The organism is Xanthomonas hortorum pv. pelargonii, from assembly GCF_024499015.1.
Taxonomy (GTDB): Bacteria; Pseudomonadota; Gammaproteobacteria; order Xanthomonadales; family Xanthomonadaceae; genus Xanthomonas; species Xanthomonas hortorum_B.
In genome coordinates this window covers 3,364,826-3,377,619 of the sequence record NZ_CP098604.1, presented here as the reverse complement: position 1 = coordinate 3,377,619, position 12,794 = coordinate 3,364,826, and the positions used below count along the sequence as shown (strand labels likewise).

General features: G+C 61.1%; 10 protein-coding genes. All 10 read left to right on the top strand.

All coding sequences use genetic code 11. The annotated features are described in order from the left end of the window. Positions 1-136 precede the first annotated feature (136 nt). The 10 genes from NDY25_RS14745 (at position 137) to NDY25_RS14700 (ending at position 12,785) form a co-directional block, all read left to right on the top strand. Positions 137-1,069, top strand: a complete 933-nt coding sequence (locus NDY25_RS14745) for a carbohydrate kinase family protein (RefSeq protein WP_006452026.1) — start codon at positions 137-139, stop codon at positions 1,067-1,069. A 354-nt stretch (positions 1,070-1,423) separates the two neighbouring features. Then, on the top strand, positions 1,424-3,397 hold the full coding sequence (locus NDY25_RS14740) for a sigma-54-dependent Fis family transcriptional regulator (protein ID WP_023905170.1): 1,974 nt from the start codon (positions 1,424-1,426) through the stop codon (positions 3,395-3,397). A 1,036-nt stretch (positions 3,398-4,433) separates the two neighbouring features. Beyond that, complete coding sequence (locus NDY25_RS14735; RefSeq protein WP_168958651.1) at positions 4,434-4,601, top strand: hypothetical protein; 168 nt, start codon at positions 4,434-4,436, stop codon at positions 4,599-4,601. Then, positions 4,598-5,563, top strand: a complete 966-nt coding sequence (gene aepX, locus NDY25_RS14730) for a phosphoenolpyruvate mutase (RefSeq protein ID WP_168958652.1) — start codon at positions 4,598-4,600, stop codon at positions 5,561-5,563. The genes NDY25_RS14735 and aepX overlap by 4 nt, the downstream gene beginning before the upstream one ends. Then, on the top strand, positions 5,560-6,777 hold the full coding sequence (gene aepY / locus NDY25_RS14725; protein ID WP_168958653.1) for a phosphonopyruvate decarboxylase: 1,218 nt from the start codon (positions 5,560-5,562) through the stop codon (positions 6,775-6,777). Before aepX ends, aepY begins: the two co-directional genes overlap by 4 nt. Next, positions 6,774-7,727 carry a diiron oxygenase gene (locus NDY25_RS14720; protein WP_168958654.1) on the top strand — a complete coding sequence of 318 codons (954 nt, stop codon included), beginning with the start codon at positions 6,774-6,776 and terminating at the stop codon, positions 7,725-7,727. Before aepY ends, NDY25_RS14720 begins: the two co-directional genes overlap by 4 nt. Beyond that, a complete protein-coding gene (locus NDY25_RS14715; RefSeq protein WP_168958655.1) occupies positions 7,724-8,449 on the top strand; it encodes a phosphocholine cytidylyltransferase family protein in 726 nt (241 codons plus the stop codon). The genes NDY25_RS14720 and NDY25_RS14715 overlap by 4 nt, the downstream gene beginning before the upstream one ends. 10 nt (positions 8,450-8,459) lie before the next feature. Then, a complete protein-coding gene (asnB, locus tag NDY25_RS14710) occupies positions 8,460-10,478 on the top strand; it encodes an asparagine synthase (glutamine-hydrolyzing) (RefSeq protein WP_168958717.1) in 2,019 nt (672 codons plus the stop codon). After that, the gene (phnY, locus tag NDY25_RS14705) at positions 10,441-11,949 is read left to right on the top strand and encodes a phosphonoacetaldehyde dehydrogenase (protein ID WP_306308904.1); all 1,509 of its coding nucleotides are present in this window, start codon (positions 10,441-10,443) and stop codon (positions 11,947-11,949) included. The genes asnB and phnY overlap by 38 nt, the downstream gene beginning before the upstream one ends. Continuing rightward, on the top strand, positions 11,949-12,785 hold the full coding sequence (locus NDY25_RS14700) for a sulfite exporter TauE/SafE family protein (protein WP_168958657.1): 837 nt from the start codon (positions 11,949-11,951) through the stop codon (positions 12,783-12,785). The genes phnY and NDY25_RS14700 overlap by 1 nt, the downstream gene beginning before the upstream one ends. The last annotated feature ends 9 nt before the right edge of the window (positions 12,786-12,794 follow it).

The following is a 12,794-nucleotide window of genomic DNA, read 5'->3' as shown; positions in this document are numbered from 1 at the left end:
CCGGTCACGCCGGGCATGGCATGCGGTTGTGGCCCTGATCGGTCGCAGCCGTTACCCTTTGCGCCGCGGCGTTCGCGCCGCCCCGCTGCCATGCCCGGCAACTGGCGGGTATTTCCCTACGCAAAGGCCTGACTCGATGTCCGCACTGATCTGTGGTTCCCTCGCCTACGACACCATCATGGTGTTCCCGGACCAGTTCAAGAATCACATCCTGCCGGACAAGGTGCACATCCTGAATGTGTCGTTCCTGGTACCGCGCATGCGCCGCGAGTTCGGCGGCTGCGCCGGCAACATCGCCTACAACCTACATCTGCTCGGCGGCGCGCCGATTCCAATGGGTACCGTTGGCCAGGATTTCGGCCCCTATCGCGAACACTTCGAAGCGCTGGGCATCGACCTGTCGCGGGTGAAGATCATCGATGATCTGTTCACCCCGCAGGCGTTCATCACCACCGACCACGACAACAACCAGATCACCGCGTTCCATCCGGGCGCGATGATGCGCAGTTACGAAAACCATGTGCGCGACGTGCCCGGCGTGACCCTGGGCCTGGTCGGCCCGGACGGGCGCGAAGGCATGATCCAGAACGCGGAAGAGTTCGCTGCCGCCGGTATCCCTTTCATCTTCGATCCCGGCCAGGCAATGCCGTTGTTCAACGGCCCGGAGCTGCGCCAGTTCATCGAGCAAGCCCAGTACGTGGTGGTCAACGACTACGAGTCCAACCTGCTGCAGGAACGCACCGGCTGGGACGAGAAGGACATCGTCTCGCGCGTGCAGGCCTACATCACCACGCAAGGCCCGAAGGGTGCGCTGGTGCATACGCCGGAGAAGACCTACGACATCCCGCCGGCGCACGAGCGCCGCGTGGTCGACCCGACCGGCTGTGGCGACGCCTTCCGCGCCGGGCTGATCTACGGCATCCAGGGCGGCTACGACTGGCTGACGATCGGTCGGATGGGCAATTTGATGGGCGCACTGAAGGTGGAACATCCGGGCACGCAGAATCAGCGCTTCGATTTCACCGAGTTCAACGACCAGTTCAAGCAGCAGTTTGGTTACGCGCTCTGAGGCTGCTCAGATGAGCAGCGTAGAGTGCGCTCTACCCTTCTCCCATCGGGAGAAGGTGCCCCGCAGGGGCGGATGAGGGTACGAGCGAAGCCACGTGCAGTTCCAACAGCATGAGGCTTCGCACCGTACCCTCACCCCAACCCCTCTCCCGCAGGAGAGGGGCTCGTTTGTCTCACTCGGTATTGAGCGAACAACCACCACACCGGCACCTGCCATCGCTGGCCGTGGCATCCGCATCAGCCATGCAGTTGCAGCAACGCAATTTGCTGCAATGCAGTTGCTGCAATGCAGTTTGAGCATCAGCCCGATCTGTGCCTCTACTGACGCTTCGCGCTCACTGAGGAACGCTGGCCCATGTCCGAGCCAAGCGTTGTCGCCGCTACGTCCATCGCCCTGCCTGAGATCGAACCGGATGTGCTCCGGCAGATCCGCCGGCTGCGCGACATCGCCCCGTTGGCCGCGCCACTGTCGCGCTCGTGGCGACGCTGCCTTGACGAGCATTCGCTGTTGCCCGAGGCACCACCCGAAGCGCTGGTGCACGATGCCTTGCACGTGCGCGAGCGCCAGCAGCGTCTGGGCGAGGTGCTGCGCATCGCCAAGGTGGAAATGGAAAACCTCTACGAACAGATCGCCGGCAGCGGTTATGCGGTGATCTTTGCCGATGCCGAAGCGACAGTGCTGCACAGCGTGCATGACCCGACGCTGCTGCGCGAATTTCGCCAGGCCGGCCTGTTCTGCGGCGCCAGCTGGGCCGAATGTCATCAGGGCACCAACGGTCTGGGCACCTGCGCGGTGGAGCGCACGGCGGTGAGCGTGCACCGTGGCGAACACTATCTGACCCGCCATCTGCCATTGTCGTGCTGCGGCGCGCCGATCCTGGACCCGCACGGCGGCCTGCTGGCGGTGCTGGATGCCTCCACGCCCGATGCGCAGGACGGCAAGCAGATCCAGCGCCACACCGTGGCCCTGGTGAGCATGTCGGCGGCGCAGATCTCGCGCTCGCATTTTCTCAATCAGTTCGGTCACGCTTTCATCCTGCGCTTCCATAGCCGGCCCGAGTTTGCCGGGTTGCTGCATGAAGCGCTGATCGCGATCGATACGGATGGCCGTGTGTTGGCGGTCAACGAGGCGGTACTGGAGCAGCTCGGCAAGATCGATCGCAGCCAGTTGGTGGGCCGCAATATTTCGCAGGTGATGCAGCTGGATTTCGACACCCTCGAGCACCGTGCCGGCAGCGATGCCGGCACCTTGTGGTCGATCCGCTGCGCCTGCCACGGGCGACGTTTCTACGCACTGGTGCGCCCGCCGCGTGCACGTCCGGCGCTGCCGGCGGTGGGCGGGCCGGCACAGCTGGCGCCGGATACCGAGCTGCAACCCGGTGAGCATGTGGGCTCGGATCCGCGCATGCGCCACAACCTGGCCAATGCGTTGAAACTGGCAGCGCATCGCGTGTCGATCTTGCTGCGTGGCGACACCGGGACCGGCAAGGAAGAGTTCGCCAAGGCAGTGCATCGGGGCTCGCCCTGGGCGAATGGTGCGTTTGTGGCGATCAATTGCGCCGCGATTCCAGAAGCGCTGATCGAAAGCGAATTATTCGGCTATGCACGCGGCGCCTTCACCGACGCGGCGCGCGAAGGCCGCCACGGCAAATTGCTGCAGGCCAGTGGCGGCACGCTGTTTCTGGATGAAATCGGCGACATGCCGCTGCCGTTGCAGAGCCGCCTGTTGCGCGTGCTGGAAGAACAATCCGTCACGCCGTTAGGCAGCGAACGCGCGGTACCGTTGGAACTGCACGTGATCAGCGCCAGCCACCGCGATCTGGCGCAGCGGGTGGCAGCCGGCGAGTTCCGCGAGGATCTGTATTACCGGCTCAATGGCGTGGTGCTGCATCTGCCGCCGCTACGCGAGCGCAGCGACAAGGCCGAGCTGATCCGCACCTTGCTGCGCGAAGAAAACAGCGAGCACAGCGTGCGCATCAGCGAAGAAGCGATGCACAAACTGCTGAGCTACGCCTGGCCGGGCAATCTACGCCAGCTGCGCAATGTGCTGCGCACGGCGGCGGTGCTGTGCAGCGATGGCGTGATCCGGCTACCGAATCTGCCGCAGGAAATCGTCGATGCCGGCAGCGCGCCGTGTCTGGTCGATGGCCGCGCGGTGGCGGCCGACGACATGCCCGGCCGCGTCGCACTCGATCAAGCCGAGCGCCTGGTGTTGCAACAGCAACTCGAACGCCATCGCTGGAATGTCAGCCGCACCGCCGATGCCTTGGGCATCAGCCGCAATACGCTGTATCGCAAGCTGCGCAAGCATGGGTTGGATACGGGCTAAGCGCTGTGCTGCCTGTGGCTAATCGCTGCATCCCGGAGGCAAATGCCGGTGTTCGCCCGAGTGATCACTCGCTGCGATCAGACGTGTCGCTCGACATCTGCGTCCTACGCACTGATTGAACCATTTCGATACGCATACTTGAGTTAGCGCCGCGTTGCTCCGCTCTTGAAGCATCCCGGAGCTGGCTTGGATCGACATGATCCCGATCCACTCGGGTCGCTCACGCGAAACCTCACCAGCGCGCCCAGAATCATGTCATCGACTGGCAAATAACAACGGGCGCCAATTTCAACTGGGTTGTCAATCCAAAAAATCTAGACCCTAGTCGCAATAGAGAGATTCTCGCCTGATTTGACTATTTTTCTGTTGACAGTTAGGTGACAGAAGAATTATCAATAACTCACCGAGCACATCCATACGACACCAACAGAATCTGAACAGATCAGGGACGATGGACAAGAGCAGAGACCGATCTTTGAATAAAAGCACTTGCAAGAGTGCTATCGGTTTCTACTGATATCGGCGCCGGTATACACAGCATATTTCCGTGCAACTCCTGATTGCACTGTGGTCGAGTCGAAACGCCATGAAGATATTCACAATGGCCTTTAGCGATGCGCGTACAGCAATGCACGCTCGACATCGACATCGACACAATTATTAAGATGTGTGTGCAACTTTGCGGATGCGATGTCTGAGAGTGGACAGAGACTGCAAGGCAAGTGGCTTTTGACCCGCCGGTCCACATATAGGCGCTCGGCCTCCATACCCTAAATCCCTCTTCATTTGCTTCTGAACTATAAAGACGCTCTATTGAGCGTCAATGATTCGGACCAGGCAACCTCCTGACCGAGTCGGGCGACTGCATTTGCACCACGCATGGCGGCAGATCAGTATCACTACGCCATTAGCACGGCAATCGTGACAACTCGCACTGATTTTAATTCGCTCTTAACACGTTTTATTTATTCACTTATTTCAGTCTTGCGACAGAAAAGATGCAACGTAAATCACGAAATTTTTAGTTGTGTAGCCAATGGCGCTTACCGCCATTATTTTAGTGAACCGTAAAATCCTGAAAGAACTGATCGACCTCTCCCCTTTGATCCCCTCCGCCAATGCGGCAAGTGGCGCGGGAGGTTTTTCTCCACGATCGGCATATATAAAAAACATAACCAATAAACATATGGAGTTCACTCCTTGAACACCTCAACTCAAAAAATCGATGGGCGTCATCGTGACGCATACCTGGCTTCGAAGCTGCGCGGTCTGCTCACCGGACAGAGCACTTCGTTCCTGATGGAAGCGCATAACGGCTTATCTGCGCGCATCGTTGCCGAAGCAGGCTTCGAGGGGATATGGGCATCGGGCCTGTCCATCTCAGCCTCCTTGGGTGTGCGCGACGCCAACGAAGCCTCCTGGACACAGACATTGGAAGTGGTCGAGTTCATGACCGACAGCACCGATCTGCCGATCCTGCTGGATGGAGATACCGGCTACGGCAACTTCAACAGCGTGCGCAGGCTTGTCCAAAAACTCTGCCAACGCAACGTTGCCGGAGTCTGCCTCGAAGACAAGATGTTCCCCAAGACCAACTCCTTCATCGGCGAGGATCAGGAGCTGGCGGACCCTTCCGAGTTCGCAGGCAAGATCAAGGCTGCCAAGGATAGCCAGAGCAACGACGCATTCTGCGTTGTGGCGCGGGTGGAGGCACTGATCGCCGGGCGTGGGCTCACCGAGGCCTTGAGCAGGGCCGAGCAATACCACGCCGCCGGAGCCGATGCGATCCTGATCCACTCGAAGAAAAGCGACGGTGCGGAGATCCTGAAATTTGCCGAGCACTGGCAAGACCGCTGTCCCTTGGTGATCGTGCCGACCACGTATTACGCGGTGCCGACTCAAGCGTTCATCGATGCAAAGATCGCCAGCATCATCTGGGCCAACCATAACCTGCGCGCGTCCGTGGCCAGCATGCGCAGGATCTGCGCGACCATTCACCGGGAGCGTTCGCTAAGCGGCATCGAGAAGGAACTGCCACGGGTAAAGGAAATATTCGACCTGGTCGATCAGGACGAACTGACGCAGGCCGAAAGCATCTATCTCCCCAAGAAGGAGAAAGTGGCCGCGCTGGCCAGCAACAGCTACGGCGCAGAGGCTGCACGATGATCAACGGCAAGGAATTTGTCGCGACCGCGTCGCGGCTGGGGTTCGATTTCTACACAAGCGTGCCCTGCTCCTATCTGACATCCCTGCTCAATGGAGTCCTCGGCGACCCACATGTGCATCATGTCACCGCAGCCAGCGAGGGCGAAGCCATTGGCATCGCGGCAGGCGCCTATCTTGCGGGGCGCCTGCCAGTGGTGATGTTACAGAACTCGGGCTTGGGCAACGCTGTCAATCCATTGACCTCGCTCAACCACGTATTTCAGATTCCCTGTCTGCTGATCTGCAGCTGGCGAGGCTCCCCCGGTGTCGCAGACGAGCCTCAGCATGCTGTGATGGGCGAGATCACCCAGAGTCTGCTCGATGTGTTGCGTATTCCGCACGCACGCTTCCCATCCGAACCGGATCAGATCGAGTCCACGCTACGGGCTGCCCATGCCTGCATCCAGCAGACGCGTTTGCCTTACGCGCTGGTCGTGGAACCCAACGTACTCGAAGACGAGCATCTGCTGGCGCAAGCGGTGATCCGAGTACCGGCAGCGACGCGATCGCAGTTCGGAACATCCGAACTGCCGCTACCAAGCAGGGAAGACGCGCTGCGCACGGTGGTCTCCATGACACCGCATAACTCCGCCATCATCGCAACCACGGGCAAGACCGGGCGGGAACTATTCTGCGTCCGCGACGATGCGCGCAATCTCTACCTGGTGGGATCCATGGGATGCGCCAGTGCGCTAGGTCTGGGGGCTGCGCTCAACACTGATCATCCCGTGATAGTGCTCGATGGCGATGGCGCTGCGCTGATGAAGCTCGGCAACCTCTCCACCATCGGCCGCTATCAACCGGCCAGTTTCATTCATGTGCTGCTGGACAATGGCGTGCATGACAGTACGGGAGGTCAGCCAACCAATTCGGGAAACATCGATTTCCCAAGCGTGGCTGCAGCCTGCGGCTACCGGGCCACCTACGCCTGCTACGGGGATGCCGCGCTGAAACAAGCACTGGATATCGCTTTACACAGTGCCGGACCGCACTTCATCCATTTGCGTATACGACCTGGTTCCATGCATCCGCTACCGCGCCCAACCGTTTCGCCCAGCGAAGTCGGCAGACGATTTGCGGCGCATCTACAGCAGCGGAGGATCTCCACATCCGACGCGGTCGCCCACCCTGCCGCTGCACGCGCCAACACAACCGAGAGGTCGGCGGCGTTATGAACTACCCAATGCCATTCAAAGAATGGGCGCGCCACGCGAAGGTACGCGGCCCGCTACCGATGTACGCACCCGACGCCAATGACTGGCAACACGGATTGCTTTTCACACCCGAACTGGTGTCGTGTCATCGCCATCATCTTGTGCAGGCGCAGGGTCCGGACGCCTTGCGCTGGTTGTTGGCGCAGGCGCTGTACAACAACCTAGAGTTCACACAGGTGTTGGAACATCAGGTGGTCAACACGGCGGTATATCGGATCGCGCGCGGCGACAGCGGATTCGAACTTCCAGAGGGCATGGTCACCGACGCCTGGAACATTCTGGTGGACGAGTCCTACCACGGCAAACTCACCGCCGATCTGGCGCGCCTGGTGCAGGCCCACACTGCAATCCCTGGAACATCGGCCAAGATTCCTGCGTTCTATCAACGCCTGCAACGCGAGTTTGCGCGCGCCGATCCCTCCACCGCCGAGCTGCTGCCACTGTTCTTCTGCTCGATTTCCGAAACACTGATCACCAGGAATCTGGTCGAAATCCCTCGGGATCCGCGGGTGATCGACGCAGTACGTCAAGTCATGAAAGACCATGCGGAAGACGAGAGTAGACACCACCGTTTCTTTGCGAGCTTCATCGCCCATGCCTGGCCACAGTTGAGCGAGCGACTCAAGCGTCGCATCGGCCCGCTGTTACCCTCGTTCATTGCAATCTTCACCGATCCCGACTTGGTCGCCGTGCGAGGTCAGTTGCACGATATCGGCTTGAACGAAGCGCAAACCGATGAGGTGATCAACGACTGCTACTCGCCGCAGCAGTTGGCGCAGGTCCGGCGTGAGGCGGCAAGGGCATGCATCGGCACGCTACGCAAGGTCAATATCCTGGAAAGTGCGCAGGTCCAGGACGAATGCGTGCGTCTGGGCTTGCTGGACCCTCTTCCTGAGGAGACGTTGCCATGAGGGCGATCATCCTGGCCGCTGGAACAGGCAGCCGGCTCAGAGCGCATACCGAGCTGCCCAAGTGCCTGCTGACACTGGGGGACAAGTATCTGGTCCAGCATCAGATCGATGCGCTCGTAACGCTTGGCGTCGATGACATCCACGTGATACTCGGCTACCGCAGCGACGACGTGGCCCGGGTACTGCCGCCGCATGTCCATCGTCACGTGTATCCCGGCTTTGCGGACACCAACAACCTTTGGACCCTGGCCGCCTTCGCGACATTGCTTTCCGGCACATGCGTGATTCTGTTCGCCGATGTCTGGGTCGACAGCGATGCGGTGCGCGATCTGGTCAACACCGAGGCGGAGATCGCTGTGCTGGCCGATGGGCGCGCCTGCCTTGAAGGCACGATGCGGGTACTGGCACAGGGCGAGCGACTCGTCGACCTGGGTAGCCATATCGCCGTGGAGCAGGGCGATGGCAATTTCATCGGCATCGCCCGCTTCAGTGCGCGCGCCGCGTCCGCACTGGGCGAATGCATCGTCGACCGCGTCCGTCGGGGCGAGCTCCAGCAGTCGTATTACACCAGCGTCATCCCCGAACTGCCGGTGGCATCTCCCGCGCTGATCGTGTGGATGGGCGGTCGTCGCTGGATCGAAATCGACTGTGAGGACGACCTGCGCAAGGCACATCGGCTTCCCATCGCATCCTCCACGCCTGCGCCTGCAGTGCCTGTTTAAAGGAAAAACCATGTGCGGATTCGTAGGTATCTTTCATCGTGACGGTGCACGTTTCGAGCAACACGACATGCTGCATGCGATGAACCAGACCATCGTGCACCGTGGTCCGGACGACGCAGGCATCCATCTCTCCGGCCCGGTCGGTCTGGGCTTCCGGCGGCTCAGCGTTATCGACGTACCGGGCGGCCATCAGCCCATGATCGACGAGCATACCGGCGTGGCGCTGGTGTTCAACGGCGAGATCTACAACTACAAGCAATTGCGCCAACAACTCGAAGCGCTAGGCGCGCAGTTCCGGACGCGTTCGGATACCGAGGTGTTACTGCGCAGCTTCATCCATTGGGGTGCGCAGTGCGTGGAGCGGTTGTCCGGCATGTTCGCATTCGCGGCTTGGGATCCACGCACGGGCACACTGACACTCGCGCGCGACCGCTTGGGCGTTAAGCCGCTGTACTGGACGCAGATTGGCTCGGATTTCGTGTTCGCCTCGGAGGTCAAGGCATTCTTCCAGCATCACGGATTCGAACGGCGTGCCGATCTGGACGGCATCTCGAGCTACCTGAGCTTCCGTCAGCCGGTGTGGGACAACACCTATTTCGAAGGCGTCCACAAGCTGCTGCCCGGCGAGATGCTGGTTGTTACGCCGGCACAGGTGCACCGCCACCGGTACTGGGCGCTGCCCACGCCTATGCCGGAGCAACGCAGGAGTGAAGCCGATTGGCTGGAGGTGCTCTCTGAGAAGCTCGACGCGGCGGTGCGGCGATGCCTGGTGTCGGATGTTCCACTCGGGGCCTACCTGAGCGGCGGATTGGATTCCAACATCATGGTAGCGCTCATGGCCCGCCATATGACATCGCCTCCGCAGACCTTTTCGGTCGGCTATGGCACGCATGGCTACGACGAAGGCGCCTATGCGGCCGAGGCCGCTGCTGCGGTCGGCGCCGAACATACCCATCTGGTGATCGACCGGAAGGAATACATCGACGGCATGGCACCACTGATCGTGCAGTGCGATGCACCACTGATGATTCCGCAGATGGTGGCCGGACTGAAGCTATCGAAGGAGATTCGTCGCCACGTCAAAGTGGCCCTTAGCGGCGATGGCGCGGACGAACTTTTCGGCGGCTACGGGCGGGTCATGCGCTCGCCATTCGACTGGAAGAAGATTGCAGCGGCGCGGCGCGTACTGGGCCCGGCGGCGCAATGGTTGAGCAAGCTGGGTCGAGACCCGTATGGACCTGTCAGCAACCTCGGGTGCGCACGGCAGATCGAGCACTTCTTCAACGTTTACCACTGGATGCCACTGAACGAGAAGATGGCGCTGTTCTCTCCTGATGTACGCAGCCGTCTGAACAGCGACCGCAAAACGCTGGCCCCGTTCGAAGAAGCCTTCGAGCAAACCCGCGATTGTGATCCGCACGACAGGGTGTTGCATGTATTCCAGAAAATCCATCTGGGATGCGTGTTAGACAAGGTGGACACCATCGGAATGCTCGCGTCGTTGGAAGGACGCGTACCTTTTGTCGATCATGAGCTGGTGGAGACGTTCGTCCATATGCCGCATCGTCTGAAGATGAAATGGCGCTCCCCGCTAGCGCTGGTCCGCGCACTGGGCACTTCGGCTTTCAACGCATCCGAAGTGCTGGATCAGAACAAGTATCTGCTGCGCACGTCCGCCCAACGCCTGTTGCCGCCGCATCTTGCGCAGCGCAAGAAAATGGGATTCCCCACTCCGCTGGACGACTGGCTCAAGGCCGGCATGCTCGACGACGCGAAAGCGATCCTGCTCGACCAACGCTCGCGCGAGCGCGGGCTATTCGATGCCAAACGGCTGGAGCATTTCCTGTCGCATCCGCAATCGCTGGACTACGACTTCTACGGCAAGAAAGTGTGGATGCTGATGAACGTGGAGCTTTGGTTCCGGGGCGTGGTCGATGCCGCGCCGGCTGCAAGCGCTGCGTCACCGTCGCATGCAGTGCCGATCACTGCTGATGCAGATGCTCACAGCGCCCATGCACAGATGCATTGACCGAGAAGGAGCCGACATGGGCAAGATGCAATTGCGACATGAGCAATGGCGAATCGCCGGTGCACGGGTTGATGGCGCTACCGATCGGTTGGAAGTGCGCTTCCCGTACGACCGGGCGCTGGTCGGAACGGTACCGTTGGCGCAGGCCGAAGACGTGCGATCTGCACTCGCCCAGGCGTACGCCTACCGTGCGACGCTCACCCGCCATCAGCGGCATACGATCCTGTTGACCGCGCGCGATCTGTTGATCGCACGCACCGCTGCATTCGTGCAGTCGATCGTGGCCGAGAGCGGGCTATGCGTGCGCGATGCCAGCTACGAAGTCGGCCGTGCCGCAGAGGTGCTGCGCACGGCAGCGCATCAGGTGCTGATCGACGATGGCGACATCTACGCATGCGACATTACCCAGAGCGGACAGCAACGACGCGTCTACACACAGCGCGACCCGTTGCTTGGTGTGATCGTGGCGATCACACCGTTCAACCACCCACTCAACCAAGTGGCACACAAGATCGCGCCGTCCATCGCAACCAACAATAGGATGATCCTCAAGCCCAGTGAGAAGACTCCACTGACCGCCTTGCTGTTTGCCGATCTGCTTACCGATGCGGGGCTTCCCGGACCGATGCTGACGGTCATCACCGGTAAACCGGAGGTCATCGGAGACGCGCTACTGACCAGCGAACAGGTGGATCTGGTGACCTTCACCGGCAGCGTCGCCGCAGGCAAGCAGATCGCTGCCCGCTGCGTCTACAAACGACAGGTGCTGGAGCTTGGGGGCAACGACCCGATGATCGTGATGGAAGATGCCGATCTCGACGAAGCTGTCTCGCTGGCAGTGGCCGGCGCCTATCGCAACAGCGGGCAACGCTGTACCGCGATCAAGCGATTGCTGGTGCATCGGCAGGTCGCAGATGCGTTCGTGGAGCGCCTGGTGCAGGCCACGCAGGGACTGAAGGTGGGTGATCCGTTCGATCCACAGACGGATCTGGGTACCGTCATCGACGATGCGGCAGCCGCGCAGATCGAACGCCGCGTCGATGCAGCGGCAGCCGCTGGCGCCCAGGTCCTGTGCGGACATCGGCGCAACGGCGCGCAGTACCTCCCCACGGTCGTCGACCACGTCATGCCGACCATGGAGCTGGTGCAGCAGGAGACGTTCGGACCGGTGGCACCGATCATTCGCATCGACTCGATCGACGATGCAATCCGGATCGCCAATGCCAGCGACTTTGGACTATCGTCGGCGCTGTGCAGCAACCGCTGGGACTACATACAGCGCTGCGTGGCCGAGTTGCAGACCGGATCGGTGAACATACGCGAGGTGCCGGGCTTTAGACTCGAGTCCACTCCGTTTGGCGGCATCAAGAGCTCCGGGCTGGGCTATAAAGAAGGCGTTCTGGAAGCCATGTCCGCCTACACCAACGTCAAAACTTACTCGCTTCCCTGGGGCGAAAGGACGGTGGCTTGATGGACAGCATGGGCTGGATCTACCCGCTGTTGATTCTGACCGGCATGCTGTCCGGATTCCTCTCCGGCCTGCTCGGCGTGGGAGGCGGTTTTCTGATGGTGCCGGTCTTCATTGTGCTGTTACCACTGCGGTTCCGGATAGACATCGCCGTCCTGCCGCAGGTGGCAGTGGCCACTGCATTGGCCGCCACCATTCCAGCCACAGCCAGTGCCGTGATCGCGCAGTATCGACGCGGCGCGCTTCCGATCGGCTGGGCGGTACGGCTGGCACCGACCGCCGGCGCCGGCGCCGCCATCGGCGCGATCATCGCAGGCCGCATCCACGGCGTCTGGGTAGCGGCGATCTTCAGTGCGTATGCCGCCTATTTCGGCCTACGCATGATCCGAGGCGCGGGAATGCAAGTGCCGCCTGACGACCCGCCGATACACACCCTCGCCACACGTATGCCGGCGCGGCTGATCGGTGGATTGATCGGGTTGTTCAGCGCGACAGCCGGCGTCGGCGGCGCCAGCCTCACCGTACCGTACGTGCTCGCCCAGCACGACCGCCTGGAGATGCGTAACGCGATCGCAGTGGGAAGTGCGGTCGGGCTGGCCATCTCCCTGATCGGTGCTCTCACCTTCGTCCTCGGCCCGGTGCCTGCAATGGACGACAGCCGGGGGTTGGTCGGGCTGGTGTGTTGGACAGCCGCCATTGCGGTGGCGTTGCCTGCCACGCTGCTGGCGCCCACAGGCGTCTCTGCCGCCCACCGCTGGCCCACACGCAAGCTCAAGCGGGCCTTCGGCCTGGTCATGTTGTCCGCATCACTGGTGACACTATGGAAGGTGTTCTGCTGATGCCTGCCG